This window comes from Thermocrispum agreste DSM 44070 (genome assembly GCF_000427905.1).
GTDB lineage: Bacteria > Actinomycetota > Actinomycetes > Mycobacteriales > Pseudonocardiaceae > Thermocrispum > Thermocrispum agreste.
Genome location: NZ_ATYX01000009.1, coordinates 176,429 through 196,168, shown reverse-complemented (window position 1 = coordinate 196,168; position 19,740 = coordinate 176,429). Strand labels below are relative to the sequence as shown.

Annotated in this window: 26 protein-coding genes and 1 pseudogene; 10 read left to right on the top strand and 17 right to left on the bottom strand. The window is 69.9% G+C overall.

The features are described 5' to 3' along the window. Positions 1–166 precede the first annotated feature (166 nt). Positions 167–550 carry a hypothetical protein gene (locus YWY_RS0108325; protein WP_156899151.1) on the top strand — a complete coding sequence of 128 codons (384 nt, stop codon included), beginning with the start codon at positions 167–169 and terminating at the stop codon, positions 548–550. A gap of 175 nt (positions 551–725) precedes the next feature. On the opposite strand, the gene YWY_RS0108320 is transcribed toward YWY_RS0108325, so the two are convergent. Continuing rightward, entirely contained in the window at positions 726–2,231 is a 1,506-nt protein-coding gene (locus YWY_RS0108320) for an FAD-dependent oxidoreductase (RefSeq protein WP_028847239.1), read from the bottom strand. A 158-nt stretch (positions 2,232–2,389) separates the two neighbouring features. On the opposite strand from YWY_RS0108320, the gene YWY_RS0108315 reads away from it, so the two are divergent. The 3 genes from YWY_RS0108315 to YWY_RS0108305 are packed head-to-tail and all read left to right on the top strand — an operon-like array spanning position 2,390 to position 3,455. Next, positions 2,390–2,812, top strand: coding sequence for a phage holin family protein (locus YWY_RS0108315; RefSeq protein WP_028847238.1), 423 nt, complete (start codon positions 2,390–2,392; stop codon positions 2,810–2,812). Beyond that, positions 2,809–3,177 carry a DUF3618 domain-containing protein gene (locus YWY_RS20940; protein WP_038044788.1) on the top strand — a complete coding sequence of 123 codons (369 nt, stop codon included), beginning with the start codon at positions 2,809–2,811 and terminating at the stop codon, positions 3,175–3,177. Before YWY_RS0108315 ends, YWY_RS20940 begins: the two co-directional genes overlap by 4 nt. Continuing rightward, positions 3,174–3,455: a DUF4235 domain-containing protein gene (locus tag YWY_RS0108305; RefSeq protein ID WP_028847237.1), complete on the top strand. Its 282-nt coding sequence runs from the start codon at positions 3,174–3,176 to the stop codon at positions 3,453–3,455. Before YWY_RS20940 ends, YWY_RS0108305 begins: the two co-directional genes overlap by 4 nt. Positions 3,456–3,678: 223 nt before the next feature. Here the strand turns inward: YWY_RS0108305 and YWY_RS24915 are convergent. From YWY_RS24915 to gvpO, 11 genes and pseudogenes are all read right to left on the bottom strand, one after another. After that, positions 3,679–3,747: pseudogene (locus tag YWY_RS24915) on the bottom strand (hypothetical protein); the annotation flags it as partial. 37 nt (positions 3,748–3,784) lie between these two features. Beyond that, positions 3,785–4,297, bottom strand: coding sequence for a hypothetical protein (locus YWY_RS24410; protein WP_211227502.1), 513 nt, complete (start codon positions 4,295–4,297; stop codon positions 3,785–3,787). A 262-nt stretch (positions 4,298–4,559) separates the two neighbouring features. Next, entirely contained in the window at positions 4,560–5,516 is a 957-nt protein-coding gene (locus tag YWY_RS0108295; protein WP_028847236.1) for an SRPBCC family protein, read from the bottom strand. An 8-nt stretch (positions 5,517–5,524) separates the two neighbouring features. Further along, on the bottom strand, positions 5,525–6,181 hold the full coding sequence (locus YWY_RS20930; RefSeq protein ID WP_051310054.1) for a hypothetical protein: 657 nt from the start codon (positions 6,179–6,181) through the stop codon (positions 5,525–5,527). A 55-nt stretch (positions 6,182–6,236) separates the two neighbouring features. After that, complete coding sequence (locus tag YWY_RS20925) at positions 6,237–6,974, bottom strand: GvpL/GvpF family gas vesicle protein (protein WP_051310053.1); 738 nt, start codon at positions 6,972–6,974, stop codon at positions 6,237–6,239. After that, a complete protein-coding gene (locus YWY_RS0108280; protein WP_028847235.1) occupies positions 6,971–7,438 on the bottom strand; it encodes a gas vesicle structural protein GvpA in 468 nt (155 codons plus the stop codon). Before YWY_RS0108280 ends, YWY_RS20925 begins: the two co-directional genes overlap by 4 nt. Beyond that, on the bottom strand, positions 7,435–7,737 hold the full coding sequence (locus tag YWY_RS20920; RefSeq protein ID WP_084609113.1) for a gas vesicle protein K: 303 nt from the start codon (positions 7,735–7,737) through the stop codon (positions 7,435–7,437). Before YWY_RS20920 ends, YWY_RS0108280 begins: the two co-directional genes overlap by 4 nt. After that, the gene (gvpJ, locus tag YWY_RS20915; protein ID WP_038044787.1) at positions 7,734–7,913 is read right to left on the bottom strand and encodes a gas vesicle protein GvpJ; all 180 of its coding nucleotides are present in this window, start codon (positions 7,911–7,913) and stop codon (positions 7,734–7,736) included. The genes YWY_RS20920 and gvpJ overlap by 4 nt, the downstream gene beginning before the upstream one ends. Positions 7,914–7,916: 3 nt before the next feature. Further along, positions 7,917–8,969, bottom strand: coding sequence for a GvpL/GvpF family gas vesicle protein (locus YWY_RS23185; protein ID WP_051310052.1), 1,053 nt, complete (start codon positions 8,967–8,969; stop codon positions 7,917–7,919). Beyond that, on the bottom strand, positions 8,966–9,322 hold the full coding sequence (locus YWY_RS20905; RefSeq protein WP_051310051.1) for a gas vesicle protein: 357 nt from the start codon (positions 9,320–9,322) through the stop codon (positions 8,966–8,968). The genes YWY_RS23185 and YWY_RS20905 overlap by 4 nt, the downstream gene beginning before the upstream one ends. Next, positions 9,319–9,495, bottom strand: a complete 177-nt coding sequence (gene gvpO / locus YWY_RS24610; protein ID WP_038044786.1) for a gas vesicle protein GvpO — start codon at positions 9,493–9,495, stop codon at positions 9,319–9,321. Before gvpO ends, YWY_RS20905 begins: the two co-directional genes overlap by 4 nt. Positions 9,496–9,590: 95 nt before the next feature. On the opposite strand from gvpO, the gene YWY_RS24605 reads away from it, so the two are divergent. Continuing rightward, complete coding sequence (locus YWY_RS24605; RefSeq protein WP_245566601.1) at positions 9,591–10,034, top strand: DUF488 domain-containing protein; 444 nt, start codon at positions 9,591–9,593, stop codon at positions 10,032–10,034. Between the two features lie 134 nt (positions 10,035–10,168). Here YWY_RS24605 and YWY_RS0108245 read toward each other — a convergent pair whose 3' ends face one another. Both YWY_RS0108245 and YWY_RS0108240 read right to left on the bottom strand, forming a co-directional pair. Then, complete coding sequence (locus YWY_RS0108245) at positions 10,169–10,585, bottom strand: CBS domain-containing protein (RefSeq protein ID WP_028847232.1); 417 nt, start codon at positions 10,583–10,585, stop codon at positions 10,169–10,171. A 68-nt stretch (positions 10,586–10,653) separates the two neighbouring features. Then, complete coding sequence (locus tag YWY_RS0108240; protein ID WP_028847231.1) at positions 10,654–11,841, bottom strand: zinc-dependent alcohol dehydrogenase; 1,188 nt, start codon at positions 11,839–11,841, stop codon at positions 10,654–10,656. A 113-nt stretch (positions 11,842–11,954) separates the two neighbouring features. On the opposite strand from YWY_RS0108240, the gene YWY_RS0108235 reads away from it, so the two are divergent. The 3 genes from YWY_RS0108235 (at position 11,955) to YWY_RS0108220 (ending at position 13,850) form a co-directional block, all read left to right on the top strand. After that, on the top strand, positions 11,955–12,584 hold the full coding sequence (locus tag YWY_RS0108235; protein WP_028847230.1) for a hypothetical protein: 630 nt from the start codon (positions 11,955–11,957) through the stop codon (positions 12,582–12,584). A gap of 299 nt (positions 12,585–12,883) precedes the next feature. After that, a complete protein-coding gene (locus tag YWY_RS0108230; RefSeq protein ID WP_028847229.1) occupies positions 12,884–13,063 on the top strand; it encodes a hypothetical protein in 180 nt (59 codons plus the stop codon). Positions 13,064–13,154: 91 nt separating this feature from the next. Beyond that, complete coding sequence (locus YWY_RS0108220; protein ID WP_038044831.1) at positions 13,155–13,850, top strand: DUF6766 family protein; 696 nt, start codon at positions 13,155–13,157, stop codon at positions 13,848–13,850. Positions 13,851–13,893: 43 nt separating this feature from the next. On the opposite strand, the gene YWY_RS0108215 is transcribed toward YWY_RS0108220, so the two are convergent. From YWY_RS0108215 to YWY_RS23180, 3 genes are all read right to left on the bottom strand, one after another. Next, on the bottom strand, positions 13,894–14,751 hold the full coding sequence (locus YWY_RS0108215; RefSeq protein WP_028847227.1) for an SDR family oxidoreductase: 858 nt from the start codon (positions 14,749–14,751) through the stop codon (positions 13,894–13,896). Between the two features lie 72 nt (positions 14,752–14,823). Further along, complete coding sequence (locus tag YWY_RS0108210; protein ID WP_028847226.1) at positions 14,824–15,249, bottom strand: DUF4383 domain-containing protein; 426 nt, start codon at positions 15,247–15,249, stop codon at positions 14,824–14,826. Between the two features lie 85 nt (positions 15,250–15,334). Next, entirely contained in the window at positions 15,335–16,810 is a 1,476-nt protein-coding gene (locus tag YWY_RS23180) for a sigma-70 family RNA polymerase sigma factor (RefSeq protein WP_051310049.1), read from the bottom strand. Between the two features lie 220 nt (positions 16,811–17,030). Between YWY_RS23180 and YWY_RS0108200 the strand changes: the two genes are divergently transcribed. Both YWY_RS0108200 and YWY_RS0108195 read left to right on the top strand, forming a co-directional pair. Beyond that, positions 17,031–19,247, top strand: a complete 2,217-nt coding sequence (locus tag YWY_RS0108200) for a peptidoglycan DD-metalloendopeptidase family protein (RefSeq protein ID WP_169725228.1) — start codon at positions 17,031–17,033, stop codon at positions 19,245–19,247. Positions 19,248–19,258: 11 nt separating this feature from the next. Beyond that, positions 19,259–19,717: an SRPBCC family protein gene (locus YWY_RS0108195; RefSeq protein ID WP_028847224.1), complete on the top strand. Its 459-nt coding sequence runs from the start codon at positions 19,259–19,261 to the stop codon at positions 19,715–19,717. Positions 19,718–19,740: the final 23 nt, after the last annotated feature.

Here is a 19,740-nt window from a genome sequence, read left to right as displayed (position 1 = left end):
CAACCCCGGCAAGCCGCTCGCGTCAACAGCGGCGTAGACCTGGGAGGAATCCGTGCAGCGAAGTGCCGATCGGCTGCGCCCGCGTGCCCGCGGTGCCGCCGTCCTTGTCGCCATGGTTGCGGCCGCCCTGACATCGTGTGAAGTCGCCGGGAATCAGGCCGTTCCGGTGTCGGGCACCACTGCGCAGGAAACAAGCACGACCACGACCGCGCAACCGCAGCCGCGCACCTCGGCCAAGAAGCGGCGGCCGGCGAAGACGAAAACGGTGTATGTGCAGCCCCCGCGCACGCACACGGTCTACGTCCCGCAGCCCGGATCGGCACGCATCCCGGCATCCGAACGGTGGTACGCACAGCCGGAGTGGATCCAGTCGCAGCCGTGGATCGACATCACCCCGGGCACTGGACAGACACCGTGCCAGTGGCTGCACGCCAACGGCTACTCGTATCCGCAGGCGTTCGCGGCCTGGGCGCAGCACGGCTACCCGCCCAATTGGTCCGCGACCAACGACGGCTACCCCTGTCAGCGCTCGTACGGCATGCAGAACTGAAACGCCGGTACGACCTGGTGATTGTCCGGCCGCCGACGTCTGCGCAGCGTGGCTTCACGGCACGTTTCCGCGTATCCCGGCCGGTCCGGTGCGGGATCACGTGGCTGATCGACGGAGTTCGGTGCAGTGCGCGATCGTGAGCCATCTGCGCGTTGCTCGAACCGAGGCGTACCGGCTAGTCATGCGGGCGCGACAGCGGTGTCTTGGCCGGGCCCTCCAGGATGTCGCCGTCGGCGGTGAACCGCGAGCCGTGACATGAGCAGTCCCAGCTGGTCTCCGCACCGTTCCAGGTCAGCGGGCAGCCGAGGTGGGTGCAGGTCGGCTTGACCACGTGCAGCCGGCCGTCGGGATCCCGGTAGGCGCCGACCGTGTCGCCCTTGAGCTTGACGATGCCGCCCTCGCCCGGCTTCAGCTCGGGGTCCGGTGAGCGCAGTGCGCGCATCAGGTGACCACCGGTGAGCTCGACCCCCGACTTCAGGTTGTGCTCGGCCGCCTGCACCACCGCGCGGGTGTCACCGATGCGGCCGGTGTCGAACACCTTCTGCCACGGGTTCGATCGCCCCAGCATCTCGTCGAGCACCATGAGCGCGGCGGCGGTCCCGTTGGACAGGCCCCACTTGCGGAAACCGGTCGCCACGTACAGAGACTTGTGCAGCGGGACTCGCCCGACGTAGGGGACCTGGTCGAAGGTCTGGTAGTCCTGCGCCGACCACCGGAACTCGCACGAGTCCACGTCGAAGGTGTTCTCCGCCCACCGCTGTAGATCCTCGTACGCCGCGGCGTAGTCGGTGCTGTCGCCGGTCTGATGCCCGTTGCCCCCGATGATCAGTCCGTTGCCGCCGTCCGGCGCCAGCCACGGGCGGATGGACCGGGTCGGCTGGTCGATCGACAGCGACATGCTCACCGGAGCCTGCTCACGCAACCGCACGGCGAACGCATACGAGCGGACCGGCTTTGCCCTGGCGAAGAAGCCGCCGGTCAGCCCGGGCGGCAGCAGCGTGGCCAGCAGCGCGTTCTGGGCCCGGATCGTGCCGCGAGCCGTTCGCACGTGCACCCGCCCGCTGCGCTCGTGGTAGCGCACGACGCGGGAGTTCTCGTAGATCAGGCCACCTGCTGCGACGAACGCGTTGGCCAGCCCCGCCAGGTACTTCGCGGGATGGAAATGCACCTGGTCGGGGAAGCGGACCGCGGAGGCCACCGCGTACGGCAGATCGGTCTCGGTCACCACTTCGGCGGCCAGGCCGGCCTGGTTGGCGGCCTCCGCCTCGGCGACGAGGTCCTTCCGCCTGCTCGACTCCTGCGTGTACAGGTAGGACGGCGCCCGGGTGAGATCGCATTCGATGCCGAACTCCTCGACCAGGTCGACGACCTTGTCCATGCCCGCCTGGTTCGCCGCGGCGTACCAGGTGGCTGCTTCGTCGCCCAACCGCCGGCGCAGGCTCGCGTAGGTCAGGCCGTGCTGGGTGCTCACCTTCCCGGTGGTCGAGCCGGTCGTGCCCGACCCGAGTGTGCGCGCTTCCAGGACGACGACGCGGCTCAAGCCGGCTTGCGTGGCCAGCAGGGCGGTGGTCAACCCGACGATGCCGCCACCCACCACGACCAGGTCGGCCCCGATGTCGTCGTCGAGTGCGGGGAACGAGGGGAGGTCGGCCGTGGCGGTCCAGACGCTGTGATGCCGCATGCGCCGGGACTACCCGCAACCGTGACCGGCCACACACCGGCGGCCGGGGCATCCGCCCGGGCAGAGCGCTCGGTGCATGGCTCGGTGCGCACGCGGGGTACCCGGCAGTCACCACACCCAGAAAGAAGGCGATAGGCATGGTCGACACATCGAGAGGCATGGTCGACACATCGAGCCAGGCGGCCGCGCCACCCGCGGCGGACCGCCCGATCGGTCAACTGGTGGGGGACGCCTCGGCGCAGCTGTCCCGTCTGGTGCGCGACGAGATCCAGCTCGCCGTCGCGGAGCTGCGGGACAAGGGCAAGCACGGGGGCATGGGTGCCGGCTTGCTCGGCGCCGCAGGCGTCACGGCGTTGTTCGGGGTGGCGACCCTGCTGGCCACCGCCGTGCTGGCACTGGCGCTGGTGTTGCCGGCATGGGCGGCCGCGCTGATCGTCGCGGTCGTCGTGCTCATCGCGGCCGCCGTGATGGCCCTGCTGGGTCGCAAGCAACTGAAGTCAGCCACCCCCGTCGTCCCCCAGGACACGGTGGGCAACGTCCGCGCGGACATCGACGCGGTGAAGGAAGGACTGCACCGATGAACGGAGCTCACCGCAAGCCGGATGGTGCCGCGGCGGCCAAGCCGACGACGGCCGAGCTGAAGGAAGACATCGAACGCACCCGCGCGGACCTGGCCGACACGGTCGAGGCACTGGCCTACAAGGCCGACATCCCGTCGCGGATGAAGGACCGCGCCCGGGCGACGTCCGCAACGGTCAAGCAGCGCACGTCGCAGATGACCGAGCAGGCCATGGCGAAGCTGCCGCCCCCGGCTCGCGAGAAGGCCGAGCACGCCGTGGCGGCCGCCCGCAGCAATCCCAAGCAGATGGCGGTCGTCCTCGGCATGCTGCTGACCCTGTGGGTCATGCTGCGTCGGGTGGCCAAGCGGAAGGCGGCGGACGAATGAGGATCCTCTACCAACCGTTGAGCCTGGTGGCGAGCGTGCTGGGCGGGATCATCGCTTCGCTCGCCTTCCACCGGCTGTGGAAGGCGACCACCGGCGAGAAGGACGCACCGGACGCCGCCGACCCCGACCGGTCGTGGTCGGAGGTCATCACCGCGGCGGCGGTGCACGGCGCGATCTTCGGCGGGGTGAAGGCGCTGGTGGACCGCGGAGCGGCGACCGGATTCCAGAAGGCCACCGGAACGTGGCCGAAGAAGAGCAAGAAGAACGGCAAGAAGTAGGCGGCACCCGGGTCCGCGGTTCAGCCACCGAGAGGCGGACGACCGCCCGCTCGATCGCATCCCGTTCGCTTGCGTCCTGCAGCCCGCGGCCCAGCCGACGGAGCGCCGGACGGATGCTGCGCTCGGCCTCGAACTGCTGAACGACCCGAGGGTCGACGTAGGAACCGCGGGCAACGGCGGGAGTGTTGCCGAGCTCGTCGGCGACCTCGCGCATCACCGCTGCACGCACGCGTTGCCGCGCTCGCCGACCTCGTGGGGTCTTGTGCTCGGCGAACGCTGCGGCGGCCAGCACCGTGGCGTTCCACGTGCGCAGATCCTTGGCGGTGAAGTCATCGCCGCCGGTCAGTTCTCGCGCCGGTCAGTTCTCGGTAGCGCTCGTCGACGTTCTCGGACCGGACCTCGCGCCACCCCGAGCCGGTGCGGTAGGCGAGTAGGCGCTCGGTGCCCGGCCGTGCCCGGCGCAGCGACCGCACCAGCGCAGCCAGGGCGGCATCGGCGATGACCACCTCACGGAGCGCGCCACCTCTGGCCACATGACGGAACCGGATTTGCTCGCGGCACAACCACACGTGGTCGCGCTGCAACGTCGCCACGCTGACGTTGCTCCGGGCGTACTCTTCGCCGCCAGTGCGGAAGACGCCCAAGCCGAGGATTCGTAACGCCCCAGCGAGCACGCGCTCGCGTCCGGTCCCGCGCGCACTCAGCTGCCGGGCGACCTCCTTGCGGAAGGCAGGCAGCAGCCGGGCGAGCTCCAGGACGCGCTCTTGCTCTTCCTCGCGTTTCGCGCGATGCCCCTGGTCGTGGTACAGGTACTGCTCGCGGCTGGCGTCATCGACACCCATCGCCTGCAGGTGTCCGTTTTCGTCCGGGCGATCCACACGTCACGCCACGCCAGCGGAATGACCAGAGCGTCGAATCCGGTCGCGGTTTTCTTCGTCCACCGGTGCCCCGTCGGCGCTGTGGAAGGAGTGTCCGTGCCCGCGGCGCACGCGTTGATGCCCGGCCGAGACGGATCACTACGCCGCAGCCGCACCGCGCCCCACCGCATCAGTGAGGGGCATGCGCGGTGACTACTCCGCGTCGTGCGCGTCCATGCTGTGCCGGTCAGGCGGGCGCCTTCTCGCGCTCTTCGTCTTCCTCTTGCTCTTCGGCTTCTTCCGGGGCCTCTTCGCCGACCTCGTCGGTCTCCTCGGCCTCGGCCGTCTCCTCCTCCGGCTCGCCGTCGCCGGTGTCGGTGGTCTCGTCCTCGTCGTCGGGGCCGCGTACCACTTCGCCGTCGGCGATCTCCCCCCGCCACGAACCGGTGGCTTCACCGTTGGTGGTCACGAACCGGCGGAAGTGCTTCAGGTCCAGCCGGGCCCGGCGGCCGACCGCCCGCCAGATGTTGCCGGTCTTCTCCACGAACCCGCTGGGGAAGTACTCCAGCACCAGCAGCACCTTGGTCAGGTCGTCGGCGAGCGGGTGGAACGTCACCACACCCTTGGACGACCCCTTGGCGCCGTCCGACGTCCAGGCGATGCGGCGGAACGGGACCTGCTCGGTGACCGTGGCCTGCACCGTCCGACGGGACATCGCCACCTTGAACCGCCAGGTGCTCTCCACCTGGTCGCTCTGCTCGACGCTCTCCACGCCCTTGGTGAACGAGGAGAACTCCTCGAACTGCGTCCACTGGTCGTAGACGACGTCGACCGGTGCGCCGATGTCGATGTCCTCGACGATCACCGTGGCCTTCGTGCTCTTGCTGCCGCCGCCCCCGCCGAACATCGACTTCACCTTCTCCTTCACCCCGGTGGCCGCGCCGCTGAGCGCCGCCTTGCCGGGAGAGCCGCCGTCGGCGAGCTTGTCCGCTGCGGCCTTGCCCGCCTTGCCCAGCGGGCCGCCGTTCTCCGCGGCGTCGTTGAGCTGCTGGGTCACGTCGGTCAGGTTCGAGCCGAGCCGGCCCATCACGCTGGACGACTTGGCCTTGGCGTACGACTTGAGCTCGTCGGTGATCTTCCCGGCGACCGGGCTGTCCTTGACCGCGGAGGCGATCTTGCCGAAGGGGGATGTGCTGTCTGCCATGACCGCTCCTATCGCTTGGCCGACGCGCTGGAGCGCTTGCCGGACGTGGACTTGCCTCGCGAAGACGATCCGGACCGGCTGCTGGTCCCCGAGCGGCCGCCGGTCGTCCCCGTGCGCGTGCTGCGCGTCTTGGCCGTGGTGGAGCTGCCCGCCTTCCTCCCGGTCGAGCGTGCTGTCTTGGTCTGCTTCGTCCGTCCCTTGGCGGTCCTGCTCGACGGTTGCGAGCGTGCGGCGCGGGAATCCTCGGCGGGCTCCTGCGACTCTTCCTCGTCCGAGGCCTTCTCGTCCGGCGTTTCCTCGTCCTGTTCGGCCTGCGCGGATTCGCCTTCCGCCTCGTCGGAGTCCGGGTCGGCGAGCTCGGGCTGCAGAGCCACGGTGCGCTCGTGCAGGCGGTCGGCAAACGCCTCGGCCCGGCTTTCCACCGTGGCCAGCGCCGCCTTGGCCGCCGCGGAGGCAAGCGGTCCGCGGATCTGGCTGATCAGCTCGCCGGCGACCGGCGAGTCCTGCAGTTTCGTCAGCGCCATGCGGGCCAGGTTCTGCGGCTGCAGCATCTTGTTCCTGCCGGTCAGCCACAGCGCCACGGTGATGGCCTTCTTCGCCTTCTTGGTCCGTCCGAGCAGGTACCCGGCCACCAGCGCCGAGCCGAGTCGCACAGTGTCGGCCATTGGTGCTCTCCTTCCCGGGCTCGCGCCCGGCTCGTGCCCCCGATTTGCTTCGCGGTCACCAGCCCCACCGCGACTGGGGTTCCTCCGCCTGCACCGCGGGCAGGAAGCTGAACGTGGGCATCGGGCCGAAGTAGCCGATCCGGACCTCCGGTGCGGTCTGCCCGATGCCGCGCACCGCCTCGTCGGCCTCGCTCAGCCGTGTACGTCGCACGAGCACCGCCCACTTGTCCTCGTGCACGTCGTCCACCGGGAGGCGCACGACCGATTCCGCAATACCGTCGAGAGCGGACATCAGGTTCTCGCCGCGTTCCACCACGAGCTGTTCGACACGCTCCGCGATGCGCTGGCCGAGTGAGACTCGGACGTCGAACGACGTTGTCTGCGCGTCCTCGCGAAGTCCTGGGTCCCCCGCGATGATTTCCCGCAGCAACGCTTCCTCGTCGTGGGTGAATTCGAGGCGGACCTCGACGAACGGCTCCAGTGCGTCCAGGGATGCGCGCAGCCCGGGAGCGGTGAGCACTTCCCGCCGCACCGCGGCGTCGTCGGGCGCAACCGTGCCGAACTGCATCGGGAGCACCACCTGCTGCGATGCGAGCGCGTTGAGCACGTCGAGGTGGCCGACCGCGTCTTGTTCGGTGAGCTCGTAGGCGTCGGGCAGGTCGCTCACCACGGCCGCGATGTCACCGTCGACGATTCCGCGTACCGGCGTGGCGGGATCACCGATGCCCGGCCCTTCGGGCATGGTGTCCTCCGCGCGGACGACGCCGTAGACGTAGACGGTCACCAGCGTCACCGTTGCGCTCGCCGGGAGCGCGCAGCGCTGCGGCCTGCGGGCGCCTTGCGCGACTTCCGCTCCGATGCCTCTTCCTGCTCGGTGTCGTCCTCGTCGTTCTCGTCGTCCTCGTCGTCCGAGCCGGTGAGGGAACCGAGCAGGTCCTTGGCGGAGTCCTTCACGCCTTCCAGCGCGCCCTTGGTCTTGTGCTGGGCGCCGCCTTCGGTGATCTTCTCCATCATTCCCGGCAGGCCGCCGACCTGGTCGTTCGGCTGCAAGTCCAGCCGGTTCACCGCTTCCGCGAAGCGCAGATACGTGTCCACGCTGGCGATGACGATCCGCGCGTCGATGGTGAGCAGTTCGATGCCGACCACGGCCACCCGGATGTAGGCGTCGATCACGATGCCCTTGTCCAGGATGACCTCCAGCACGTCGGCAAGACTGCTCGGTCGCGGGGCCCGGTTGATTCCGTGTGCGACGGTCATGGCTTCCTCTCCATCTCGGCGAGAAGCTCGGCGGCGTCGAACGGCAACGTCGGGCCGGAACCGACACCGAAGGTCTCCCGCAACTCCTCGAATCTCTCTTCCAGGGCGAGCAGCGCCTGGCCGAGCCGCTCCACCTCGTCCGCGGACAACCCGCTCGCGTCGACCCGCCGCAGCGCCTGGCGTTCCAACAGCTGGCGCACCAGGTCCAGCACGGCCACGACGAGCCCGCCGAGTCCCCGGCCGACGTCGTCCGGATCGGCGTCCAGCCGTAGCGGTTTCCTGCCGCGCGGGGCGGTCATCGTGGTTCCTTCTCGACCGAACCGACGGCCACCAGCAGCAGCCGCAGATCGAGCCGGATCAGGTCGACGCCCGCCAGCGAGATGAGGATGTCGCCGCTGACGACGGCGCCGGTGGACACCACCCGGTCGAGCAGGTCGACCAGGCTGGTGCCTTCGGCGGTGATCACATCCGACATCGATCAGCCTTCCTCGGAGGACACGAAGCTGTACGGCGGCCACGGCCCGGTGAGGCGGACGGCGACACCGGAGGCGGACAGCGGATGGGCCAGGTGGCCGAGTTCTGCCTGGAAGGCCGCTTCGTCGTCGGCGGCGACCAGGTATGCGACGTCTGCGAGCACGCCGGCGTTGGCGGATCGGCGCACCGACGCCGAGCTCCGGGCGCTCAGACGGTCGTGCGCCCGATCGATCGCGACCGTCCGATCACGGCGACGGCGCTCCTCGGCCGCGAGCGCTTCCCGCCGCTGGGTCAGGTAAGCCGTTCCCGATGGCGATCCACCGGTTCGTGCAGCGGCGGGGGAGGGCGTCGGGGTACTGTCCGGGACGCCCTTCGCCTGGTCGTCGGGAAGGAACTGCACGCCCCATTCCCGTCGGCCGCGGAGTTCGGCGAGCTGTTCTCGAGCGCTCTCCCCACGACTGTGCAGCAGCTCGCGGGCGGCGTCGTCGTCGGCCACCGCGGTGCCGAGCCGCAGCGGCAGCACGGTCGCCTGGCCGGCGGCGACCCGTACGACGTCGTCGTGCTTGCGGGCCAGCCGGGCGAGCGGGCCGTCCTCGGTGATCTCGTCGGTGGGCAGGTCGGCCAGGTCGCTCACCGCCATGTCCGAGACGACCAGCGCGAGGCCTTCCGAGCCGATGCAACGCAGCCCGTCACCGGTGCCGTCGAGCTCGGCGAAGTCGAGGTCGGCGCGATCGGTGATGGCGTAGGCGTACAGGCAGCGTTCCAGGCCGGCGGCCGGGCGCGCCCCGTTGGCCGGGGCCGGTTCGTGCCCGGGCGACCGGTCCGGTTGCGAGGTCCGATCGACGGCGGGGTCGTCCACCGCCGCCACGCCTGGCGCGGTGTTTGCGGGGTGCTCGCCCGGCGCTGCCGCGGCCGCGCGCAGGGCTTCGGCCACGATGGCTCGCCGCAGCTGGTCCACCAGGTCGGCGCGGGCCAGCTCCCGGGCTTCCTCGGCCGCTTCCGTCAGCAGCCCGCGGGCGTGCTCGCGGGCCAGCCGGGTCAGGGAACCGTCGTTCATTCCCGACGCTCCCGCTGGATCCGTTCCAGCTGCTGCCGGAGCTGCCGGTTCTCCTCCACCAGCGCCTGGTGGTCGCCGCCCTCCGGCAGGGCGGCGCGGTCGCCATCGGTCACTTGCTGCCGGGGCGCCTGCGAGGAGAAGAACGGGTCGGTGGTCCACCAGTCCATGCCCATCTCGCGTGCGGTGTCCGCGGAGGCGATGAACAGGCGCAACTTCAACGACAGCAGTTCGATGTCCAGGACGTTGACGACGATGTCGCCGGCGATCACCACGCCCTTGTCCAGCACCCGCTCCAGGATGTCGGCGAGGGTGTCCGGCTGGCGGCGCGCCAGAGCGGTCGGCTGCACGGTCATGTCGGATCAGTCGCTCCTCGGTGATAGCGGCGGAGCCGCTCGTATCCGGCCAGGTCCCCGGTGCTGGTGATGTCCACCCGGTAGGTCGCCAGGACGTCGGTGGACGACGGGATGCGCTCGAGTTCGACCACGTCGACCAGCACGGACCAGCCGCCGTCGTCGTCGGACCGCACACCGGTGACCGCCTCAGGGTCCGCTGCTGACGGTCGGCCACGGCAGGCTCGACCGGGACGGGCTGCTCGAGCTGCTGGCGGCCGCCGGAGTCGAATTGCTGGTCGACGTGCGCCGCTACCCGCACAGCCGCGCGAATCCTCAGGCAAGGCGAGAAGCGCTCGCCGGCTGGCTACCGGGCAACGGCATCGGCTACCGCTGGGACCAGCGGCTCGGCGGGCGGCGGCGGGTGGAGCCGGACGCGGTCGACACCTGGTGGCGGGTCGCCCAGTTCCGGGCCTACGCGGCATGGACGCGCACGCCGGACTTCCGGGATGCCATGCGTGAGTTGCTCGACGACGCTGCGGTGCATCGCACCGTGATCATGTGCGCCGAGGCGGTGTGGTGGCGTTGTCACCGCAGGCTCATTGCCGACGTGGCGGTGCTGCTGCACGGAGTCGAGGTGATGCACCTGCTGCCCGAAGGCAGGCGTGTGGACCACAAGCCTGCGTCGGGCGCTCGCGTCTGCGGACACGGTGTGGTGTGGGACGGCGGGCGGTGATCTCATGCGGCGACCCGGGGACGACAGGACAGTCCCCGGGTCGCCGGTGCACGCGTGCTCGGCGCATCAACTGGTGTCGTCGGCGCCGTCGGCGCGCGGGCAACTGGTTCCCTGGCACCGGGTGATTGCGGCGCTCATGGCACTGACAGCGCCTTCAGCAGGTCGCCGACCTCGGGTTGGTCCAGCGATCGGGCGACGTCCGCCTGCGCGACGATGCCGACCATGTCGTGCCCGTCGATGACCGGGAGCCTGCGCACCTGGTGCTGCGCCATCGTCTGCAGAATCTCCTCGGCGCCGTCGTCGGCCCCGATGGTGACCGGCTTGCCCTCCGCCAGGTCGCCGACCCGCACCGCGCGGGGATCTTTGTCCTGCGCGAGCACCTTGGTCACGATGTCCCGGTCGGTGATCATGCCCTTCAGCCGGTTGTCCTCGCCGCAGATCGGCAGCGCGCCGACGTCGAGATCGGCCATCCGTTTCGCCGCATCGAGGACGGTGTCGCTGGTCTTCGCGCACTGCGCGTCCGGTGTCATGATTTCCCGTGCTGTGCTCATGGCTGGTCCCTTCTCGTGGGTGATGGGCATCCGGCTACCCGGTGCCCGTTGTCGCTCAATCCCGCCCGTCACGGACGCAGCAGGATCTTGATCGCGCCGTCGCTTTTGCGCTGGAAGTCCCGGTAGGCCTGGGGCGCCTGGTCCAGCGGCAGATGATGGGTGGCGAGCGATTCCACGCCGAGCGGGTCGTCGTCCCGCATGACCAGCGGGAGCACGTGGTCGATCCAGGTCTTGACGTTGGCCTGGCCCATGCGCAGCTGGATCTGCTTGTCGAACAGCTCCAGCATGGGCAGGGGGTCGAGCGCTCCGCCGTAGACGCCGGACAACGAGATCGTGCCGCCGCGGCGGACCGCGTCGATGGCCGCATACAGCACTGACAGCCGGTCGACCGCGGCCTTCTCGGTCAGTTTCGCCGAGAGCGGCTTGGGCAGCATCGACACCAGCATCTGCCCGAAGTGGGCGATGGGGGCGCCGTGCGCTTCCATGCCGACCGCGTCGATCACCGAATCCGGACCGCGGCCGCCGGTGAGCTGGCGCAGCGTGTCCACCGCGTTGCCACGAGCTTCGCCGACGTCGACGGTGATCGCTCCGTACTCCCTGGCCAGCTGCAGACGTTCCGGCACCAGGTCCAGGCCGATCACGGTCTCCGCGCCGCGCAATGCGGCGATCCGGCACGCCATCTGACCGATCGGTCCCAGGCCGAACACCGCGACGCTGCCCCCGTCGGGGATGTTGGCGTACTCGACGGCTTGCCACGCGGTCGGCACGACGTCCGACAGGTACACGAACCGGTCGTCCGGCGGCCCGTCCGGGACCGGGATGGGCCCGAAGTGGGCTTGCGGCACCCGCAGGTACTCGGCCTGTCCACCCGGGACCTGCCCGTAGAGCTTGGTGTAGCCGAACAGCGCCCCGCCCTTGTCGTACTTGCGGACCTGGGTCGTCTCGCATTGGGAGGTCAGGCCGCGGGAGCACATGAAGCACGATCCGCACGCGATGTTGAACGGTACGACCACCCGGTCGCCGGGTGCGATGTTCCTGACGTCGTCCCCGACTTCTTCCACCACGCCCATCGGTTCGTGCCCGAGGATGTCACCGGGCTCCAGGAACCCGCCGAGCACTTCGTACAGATGCAGGTCGGAACCGCAGATCCCGGTGCTGGTGACCCGGATGATCGCGTCGGTCGGTTCCTGCAGCTGCGGGTCGGGCACTTCTTCGACTGTCACGTCGCGCTTGCCCTGCCAGGTGACGGCCTTCATCGCGGTACCTCCTGCGGGGAGTGTTCGGCGGATTTCCTGTCGGCTACCCGCAGAGCGCACCCCGCCAATCCCTTCCGCTGCGTCGCTGCCGGTGGCGCTGGGTACCCCGTCGCATGAGCCGAGCGCAGCTTGCCACGAAGCTGATGGAGCTCGCGGGCACGACGTATGCGGAGGAAGCGGGTATCACCCTGCGGAACAAGCCGGCGCCCCTGTATCGGCTGCTGGTGCTGGCGACCCTGCTGTCGACCAGGATCAAGGCGTCCATCGCCGTCGCCGCCGCCCGAGAGCTGCGGGAGTTCGGCACCCCGCGCACCATGCGCGATGCCACCTGGCAGCAGCGAGTCGACGCACTCGGTCGCGGCCATTACGTGCGGTACGACGAAAGCACGGCGACCGCGCTGGGCAAGGGCGCCGAGCTGCTGCTGAACGACTACCGCGGGGATCTCCGCCTGGTGCGCGAGCGTGCCGCAGGCGACCTGGCGAACCTGCGCAGCAGGCTGACCCGGTTTCCCCGCCTCGGCCCGGTCGGCGCCGACATCTTCTGTCGCGAAGCCCAGCAGGTCTGGCCGGAGCTGCGGCCGTACGTGGACGCCAAGGCGCTTGCCGGAGCGCGCGCGGTCGGTTTGCCGGACCGGCCGAAGGCGCTCGCCGGACTGGTCGACGACGCTGACCTTGCTCGCCTGAGCGCGGCATTGGTCCGCGCGAGCCTGGACCGCGAACTGGCCGCACGAGTCCGAGGGTGAACGCGCCGTCGCCGGCGTGCCGCGGGCGGAAAGCCACCGGTGGTGACCTTGCGAGGGAAGCAGCGGGTGGGCCGCGCCGGGCCGGCGTGATCGATCCGGGGGTGTGGGCGTCGCTTTCGGTCGTGGTGGGTGCGGCGCGCCGGGGCTTGTCGCTTGCCGGGTAAGGCTCCCCGGATTGCGCGGCGTCCGGCCGTGGACCCAGCGGGATGTCGATCCAGCGGGTATAGGTGAACGTAGCGGCGGTGTACCGGTACACCCTGGCGGGTACACCGGGGAATGCGTGACGGGAGGAGGCGGTGATGACCGAGGAGTACGGCGATCACGCGTTCGACAAGCCCGAGGCCGACTCGCTGGACCAGCAGCGACCGACCCGTCCGGAGCCTGCGGTGGAGCCCGTCGGCCAGTTCGAGGCGTCCGACGGTGACCTGGCCGATCAGGCGACCGTGGTGCGCCTCGACGAAGACGACTTCGTCGAATGACTTCGCGGGCGCTGTTCGGCGCGTACCTGGTCGTCGTCTTCGGCGGCCTGCTGTACTTCCTGCTCATCTCGCTGCTGAAGTAGGAGTGCACGTGGCGGCCGAGCCCGGGCGGTGGCGGCGGTTCCTGCGGGACAACGGAATCGGACTGGCGTTCGGCCTGCTGTTCCTGCTCGCGCTGACCGGACAGGCGTTCGCCGGACTGGCCGCGTTCAACCACGAGCAGTCGATCACCGGTGAGGAGCCGATCGGCTTCGGCGGATACGTCACCTCCGCCGAGTTCGCCGTCGATGTCGCCGAGAACTGGCAATCGGAGTACCTGCAGTTCTTCCTCTACATCTTCGCCACGGTGTGGCTGGTCCAGCGCGGGTCGCCGGAATCCAAGCCGGCGCGGCGGATCGGATCCGAGCCGGAGCGCGATCAGCGGCTCGGGCCGCACACCACCGAGGACTCGCCGCTGTGGGCCCGCGCAGGCGGGTGGCGCGCCGTGGTGTTCTCCCGTTCGCTCGGCCTGGTCATGCTGGTGATCTTCCTGCTCAGCCTGCTGGCCCAGGCCGTGGCCGGGCACGTGGCGTTCAACGCCGACCAGCTGGCGGAGAACGCGCCGACGGTGTCGTTCGGCGAGTACCTGCTGGCCGCCGACTTCTGGAACCGCACCCTGCAGAACTGGCAGTCGGAGTTCCTTGCCATCGGGTCGATGGCGGTGTTCAGCGTGTACCTGCGGCAGCGGGGGTCACCGGAATCCAAGCCCGTCGGCGCGCCGCACCACGAAACTGACGTCAGCGGGTAGCCGGCCCGTGGTCGTGCGTGCGACGACCCGGTTCGCCGGCCGGTCACGCGGGCGTGGTCTCACCGCCGAGCGCGGCGAAGACCTGACCGCTGTAGTACGACGACAGCCGCTCCGACGCCAGGAACACGTACGAAGGGGCGAGCTCGTCCGGCTGCGCGGCTCGCTCCATCGGGGCCTGTTCACCGAACGACCCGACGCGTTCCGGAGGGAACGTCGCCGGGATCAACGGCGTCCACACCGGGCCGGGCGCGACGCAGTTGACCCGGATCTTCCGGTCGGCCAGCGCCTGCGCCATCGAACGGGTCCACGCGATGATGGCGCCCTTGGTGGCCGAGTAGTCGATCAGCGTCTTGTTCCCGCGGAGCCCGTTGACCGAGCTCGTGTTGATGATGGCTGCGCCTTCCCGCAGGTGGGGCAGGGCCGCTGCGGTCACCCGGAAGTAGCTGTGCACGTTGACGGCGAACGTGTGCAGCCATTGCTCGTCGGTGAGTTCTTCCGGTGAATCGACCGGCTGCTGGGTCGCGATGTTGTTCACCAGCACGTCCAGCCGGCCGAACGCGCTGATGGTGTCGGTGACGACGTCGCGGCAGTGGCCGGGCTCGGCCAGGTCACCGGGCAACAGCAGGCAGCGCCTGCCTTCCGCGCGCACCAGGTCGGCGGTCTGCTGCGCGTCGGTGTGCTCGTTCAGATAGGCCACCGCCACGTCCGCGCCCTCTTTGGCGAACGCCACGGCCACCGCGCGGCCGATGCCGGAATCGCCACCGGTGACGAGGGCAGCACGGCCGTCGAGCAGCCCACGTCCCCGGTAGCCCTCCATACGGTCGTGCGGTTCCGGCTGCATGTCGCCGGTCTCGCCGGGGGCGGTCTGCTGCTGCTGGGGTTGCTCTCCGGAAACGGACATGGTGGCGCTCCATTCCGCGGCGCTGCCGCGTGATCGGAAGTAGGTGGACTCGGGTGCGGGCGGCGTGACGGGTCAGCGTTCACTGTCGGACGCGAGGACGGGGCGGTCTTCGTGCGCGGACTGCTCGAAGGCGACGTAGAAGCCGGCGACCATGGTCAGCGCGTAGACCACGACGTTGCCCCAGCCGATGTTGAACCCCGCGTCCGGGTTGGGATCGATCGCGGCCGGGATGCCGTAGGCGAACAAGCCCAGGCACGCCACCCCGACCGCCATGCCGAACACCCGGCGGACCACGGGAAATGCCTTCAGGGTGACGATCAACGCGGCCACGCCGATGACGGCATGGACGATGGTCAGGATCGCGTCGACGCCGAAACCGGCGACCATGTTCTCGGTGTATGCGTGGGCGAGTGATCGGGGTGCGAGCACCACGGCAGCGATCGCGACGAGCAGGTAGAACGCCGCGAGCACCGCGGTGATCGTTCGAGCGCGATTCATGGCGGGTGACTACCCGTGGCTCCGTCCGGCGAATCGTGGCGATCCAGCGTGCCCGCAACCCGCATGCGCATCGGTGCGTGCGTGATCAGCACGTTCTGCGCACGGGTAGCGTCTGGACCGCGCTGGTGGCGGTTCTGCCCGCGGCGTCGGTCGCGGTGACCTGCCAGCTGACCTGATCGGTGCCGGTCACCGGGCCGATGCGGCCCGCGTACTCGTTGCCGCCCGCCGGCGACATGTCCATCGAGTGCGGCTCGCCGGAGCCTTGCTGCCAGACCAGCACCACCCGGACCACGTCCTTCCCGGTCACCGTCGCCGTCGCCGACGTCGCGGAGCAAGATCCACCGGGACTGAGAGACGCCCGGTCGGTCGACAGGTTGCTGATCGCCGGGGGCGTGGGCCGCTGTGGGCGGTCGGCTGGGCCCGCAGGTTCGGTGCGGGCCGGGGTGGTCGGCGAGGGGGCAGGTACCGCGTCGGTCGATCGTGCTGCCGGGGTGATTCCGGCAGGCTCCGACGGTCTCGGAGTGGTCACGGGCGCTCTTGACGTACTCGATGGGGTCGACGGGGTGGTGGAGGGCGGCCCGCCGGCGGCCACGGATGACGGGACCACGCTCGGCGTGAGGGTCACCGTCGCATCGGCACGCACGCCGGCGGCCGTCCTGGTCTCCGTCGGATCCGGCTCGTCCGGGGTCAGCAGCAGCGCGAGCCCGGTGGCCAGTACGGCGATGATCGCCGCGGCGGCGGCCGCGGCCCTGCCGCGAGTCTGCCGGTAGCCACCGAGCCGCTGGTGCGAGGACACCAGGCGGATGTCGTCCAGCGTGCGCTGCCGCAGGTCTTCCGGAGCCGGGACCAGCGGCACCGCGGACAGCAATGCCAGCGGGCTGACCATGCGCTCGCGACGCTCGCCGCACACCTCGCACCGGTCGACGTGGCGCGCCACCCGCTTGCGGATCAGCGGGGACAGCGTGCCGTCCCAGCCCCGCAGAAGCGCTTCGAGATCCGCGCAGTCACCGCGCCCGGTGCGGCCGACCAGCAGCGCGGTGAGCGAACGCCGGACCTGCTCGCGAACCCGGCTGAGCATCACCGTCGCGTGGTGTGCGCTCACCCCAAGCGCAGTGGCGAGCTCCCGGCCCTCGAGCCCGCCGCGCAGGTGCAGAAACAGCACCGCACGGTCGCGCTCCTCGAGCCCGTTGGCCGCCGCCACGACCAGCTCGCGCAGCTCGCTCTCGGTGTACTTCCGGTGGGCGTCACTGCCGGACGACGTGTCGGTCATCTCCGGCACCTCGGCGGCCGAAGCCTCCCGGGCTCGCCTGCGGATCGCGGCCAGCGCCTCGGTACGGCAGATCGCATACAGCCAGGGGCGGAGCTTGCTGGGATCGCGAAGCTGGCCGATCTTGGCCGCCGCCGTGACGAACGCGTCGTGCAGGACGTCGGCGGCCTCCTGCCGGTTCCGCACCATCGCGTAGCAGTAGTCGTACAGACGATCGGCACAGGCGTCGTAGATCTCCGCCCAGGCTTGCTGGTCTCCTTCGATCGCTCTCGTCGCGACGGCGACATCGTCCATGGCAGGAGCCTATGGCCTGCCCGCCTCGGCGATCTTCTTGTTCCGCCTGGTCGGGGCATCACTGTCACCCTCTTCGTCCGGTTCGGCGCCGCAGCGCCACTGCCGGTGAGAGGGCTACGCCATTCGGGTGGTCACAGAAATGTCCCGGAAAAAAACTGTGACCGGGGCAGGTGCCGGTGCCTCATGCCGTCGTCAACACCACGACGACAGGGAGATCGACATGGCAACCGAGCGAGGGAGGGTGGCCTGCTGGGCGGCGCTCGGGCTGAGCGTCCAGCTGGCGCTGGGTGCGGGCCTGCCCGTCGTGGCGCATGCCCAGCCCGCAGCAGCGAACGCCCTGGCGCGCACCGCGCTGGCCGCGAAGATCGACGAGGTCCAGCCGATGGCCGGGGGCAAGGCACTGGTCGCCCCGCTGACCGCGGTCAAGGCCGGGGCGAAGGACCGTTGGGTGCTCAAGCTGGACCTGTACGTGGAGAACACCGGCTCCGGCGTGCTGGACGCGGACAAGGTGCGGGTCACCTACCAGGGCTCGAGCGCCCCGTCGGCGTGGGAGGAGCCGGTGAACGTCACCATCGGCGTCGGCCAGACCCAGATCGTGCAGGTGCTCGACGGGTTCAAGCGCGACCTGGTCGGCCCGGTGCCCGATTCCGCGACGGTGACGGTCGAGTTCGCCCAGAACGTGGCCCCGCTCACCACGAAGCTGAGCCTGGCCGCGCACAAGAACCCGGCGCCCAACGGCGCCTACTTCTTCCCCGCGAAGGCCGGCGACCTCGGCAAAGGCCAGTACTGGAGCTGGCGCACCCGGCACATGGGAGCTGCGCCCGGCGTGACGTGGACCGACCGCAACCGATTCGCCTACGACATGGGCGTGTCGCGGTGGGACAAGAAGGCCAAGGAATGGACCGGCCTGCGCGAAGGTGCCGATCCGGGCAACCCGAAGAACGCGGACTACCTGGTGTGGGACAAGCCGGTGTACGCGATGGCCGACGGCAAGGTGATGTACTGCCGGGAGGACGTGGTCGACCACGAGGGCAGCGGCGGCGGCCCGGCCAATTCCGTCTGGATCGACCACGGAGGCGAGTTCGCCGGGTACGTCCACCTGAAGCTGAACAGCATCCCCAGCTCCGTCTGCCCGCAGGGCTCGGAGAAGAAGTGGGGGATGAACGGCAAGACGGTGACGGTCAAGGCCGGGCAGCTGATCGGCCGGGTGGGCAACACCGGCAACAGCTCGGCGCCCCACCTGCACCTGGAAGTGCTCGACGGAGTGCCACCGGGCAACCCCGGCGCCAGCCCGCGGCCCAACGGGCTTCCCGTGCTGTTCCAGAACGCCCTGGTCCGGGGTGACCGGGCCGACGTGGACCCGGACGCCGGCCCGATCGACTGGACGACCGCGCGTGGCCAGGCCATCGGCTGGAACGCCCTGGTGCTGCCCAACCGCTGCGGTTTCGACGTGATCCCGTCCGGCCTGTCGGAGTGGGCCAGGCACGGCATCACCGCGGCGTGCTTCCAGGACGTGGTGAACCGCGCCACGGCGGCCGGCTACGAGCCCGCAGTGGTCGACGGCTACACCGTTGGTGGCAACACGTACTTCAACGCCGTGTTCCAGCCGAAGGACCAGCTGCCGTCGGCCACCCGGCACGGGCTCACCGCTGCCCAGCTGGACAAGCTGGTCGACGAATGGGGCGAGCTCGGCTACCGGATCCGGCACCTCGACGGCTACCAGTACAACGGGATGCCCCGATACGTCGCGATCTTCGTCAAGGACGGTGGACCGCGGCAGTTCGTCACCCACAGCCTGTCGTCCTATGCGCACCAGGCCGTGTACAACCTGCTGACCGGCGCCGGATGGCGCCCGGTGATCAACTCCGGGGTGTCCGACCACTACCTAGTTCGGTACTTCGCGGTGTACGAGCAGAGGTCGCTGGGTTCCTACCGCGCCGAATGGGCGATCCCGGAGGCCAACTACCAGGAGTTCGCCGAAACGCAGCTGGCCCTCGGCCGGAGACCGCTCTACCTGAACGCTTACAACCACGGCGGCAAGGCGTATCTGTCCGCGATCTACACCTCCACCGTCCCCGGGCCGTTCGAAGCTCGGCACGGGCTGACTGCTGCGCAGTACCAGGCCGAGTACGACACATTGGGTGGGCAAGAAGTACCGAACCCGTCAGGTGACCGGATACGCGAGCGGTACCGGACACCGCTTCGCGGCGGTCTGGCGGCCGTAGCACCGGGCACCTCGGCCCGCTCCCCGGAGATCTCCGAGCGAGCGGGCCGAGCGTCGTCGCGGCGGGAGCGTGGGCCTGGTTCGCGCACGCGACGAGTCGTGCTCCCGATGCGCGATGTTCGCTGCCGGCTACCAGGACGGCGTGGGCCATTACACAGCCGCCGGGTGTGTAGTGATCTCGCCGGGCCGGGTAGCCGAAGGGAACCCCATTGAGAGGAGTGCCCATGAGCACGATCACGGCCTCGGTCGACGTGAACGTCCCGATCGCCCCGGTGTACGACCAGTGGACGCAGTTCGAGACGTTCCCGCAGTTCATGGAAGGCGTGGACCGTGTTCAGCAGCTCACGCCGACCAAAACGCACTGGGACGTGTCGGTCGGCGGGGTACGGCGCGAGTTCGACGCGACGATCACCGAGCAGCACCCGGAAGAGCGCGTGGCCTGGAGATCGGACAACGGTCCGCAGCACGCGGGTGTGATCACTTTCCACCGGCTCGGTGACGACCAGACACGGGTCACCGCCCAGATGGACATCGACCCGGAGGGCTTCGCGGAGAACGTGGCCGACAAGTCCGGCTTGCTCAGCCAGCGGGTGGAGGGCGACCTGAAGCGGTTCAAGGAGTTCATCGAGCATCAGGGGCACGCCACCGGCGCTTGGCGCGGCGACGTGAACCGTCCGGAGTAAGTCCGGCCGACCAGCTTGCTGTG

Bases quoted from the DNA above. Each gene is read 5' to 3' on its own strand.
- YWY_RS0108215 (WP_028847227.1), bottom strand. From the start codon at position 14,751: ATGTCCGTTTCCGGAGAGCAACCCCAGCAGCAGCAGACCGCCCCCGGC.
- YWY_RS0108305 (WP_028847237.1), top strand. From the start codon at position 3,174: ATGAGGATCCTCTACCAACCGTTGAGCCTGGTGGCGAGCGTGCTGGGC.
- YWY_RS24410 (WP_211227502.1), bottom strand. From the start codon at position 4,297: ATGGGTGTCGATGACGCCAGCCGCGAGCAGTACCTGTACCACGACCAG.
- YWY_RS20905 (WP_051310051.1), bottom strand. From the start codon at position 9,322: ATGACCGTGCAGCCGACCGCTCTGGCGCGCCGCCAGCCGGACACCCTC.
- YWY_RS0108195 (WP_028847224.1), top strand. From the start codon at position 19,259: ATGAGCACGATCACGGCCTCGGTCGACGTGAACGTCCCGATCGCCCCG.
- YWY_RS20930 (WP_051310054.1), bottom strand. From the start codon at position 6,181: ATGGCCGACACTGTGCGACTCGGCTCGGCGCTGGTGGCCGGGTACCTG.
- YWY_RS0108315 (WP_028847238.1), top strand. From the start codon at position 2,390: ATGGTCGACACATCGAGCCAGGCGGCCGCGCCACCCGCGGCGGACCGC.
- YWY_RS23185 (WP_051310052.1), bottom strand. From the start codon at position 8,969: ATGAACGACGGTTCCCTGACCCGGCTGGCCCGCGAGCACGCCCGCGGG.
- YWY_RS0108245 (WP_028847232.1), bottom strand. From the start codon at position 10,585: ATGAGCACAGCACGGGAAATCATGACACCGGACGCGCAGTGCGCGAAG.
- YWY_RS0108295 (WP_028847236.1), bottom strand. From the start codon at position 5,516: ATGGCAGACAGCACATCCCCCTTCGGCAAGATCGCCTCCGCGGTCAAG.
- YWY_RS0108210 (WP_028847226.1), bottom strand. From the start codon at position 15,249: ATGAATCGCGCTCGAACGATCACCGCGGTGCTCGCGGCGTTCTACCTG.
- YWY_RS0108200 (WP_169725228.1), top strand. From the start codon at position 17,031: ATGGCAACCGAGCGAGGGAGGGTGGCCTGCTGGGCGGCGCTCGGGCTG.
- YWY_RS23180 (WP_051310049.1), bottom strand. From the start codon at position 16,810: ATGGACGATGTCGCCGTCGCGACGAGAGCGATCGAAGGAGACCAGCAA.
- YWY_RS0108280 (WP_028847235.1), bottom strand. From the start codon at position 7,438: ATGACCGTCGCACACGGAATCAACCGGGCCCCGCGACCGAGCAGTCTT.
- YWY_RS0108240 (WP_028847231.1), bottom strand. From the start codon at position 11,841: ATGAAGGCCGTCACCTGGCAGGGCAAGCGCGACGTGACAGTCGAAGAA.
- YWY_RS0108230 (WP_028847229.1), top strand. From the start codon at position 12,884: ATGACCGAGGAGTACGGCGATCACGCGTTCGACAAGCCCGAGGCCGAC.
- YWY_RS20940 (WP_038044788.1), top strand. From the start codon at position 2,809: ATGAACGGAGCTCACCGCAAGCCGGATGGTGCCGCGGCGGCCAAGCCG.
- YWY_RS20920 (WP_084609113.1), bottom strand. From the start codon at position 7,737: ATGACCGCCCCGCGCGGCAGGAAACCGCTACGGCTGGACGCCGATCCG.
- YWY_RS0108235 (WP_028847230.1), top strand. From the start codon at position 11,955: ATGAGCCGAGCGCAGCTTGCCACGAAGCTGATGGAGCTCGCGGGCACG.
- YWY_RS0108320 (WP_028847239.1), bottom strand. From the start codon at position 2,231: ATGCGGCATCACAGCGTCTGGACCGCCACGGCCGACCTCCCCTCGTTC.
- gvpJ (WP_038044787.1), bottom strand. From the start codon at position 7,913: ATGTCGGATGTGATCACCGCCGAAGGCACCAGCCTGGTCGACCTGCTC.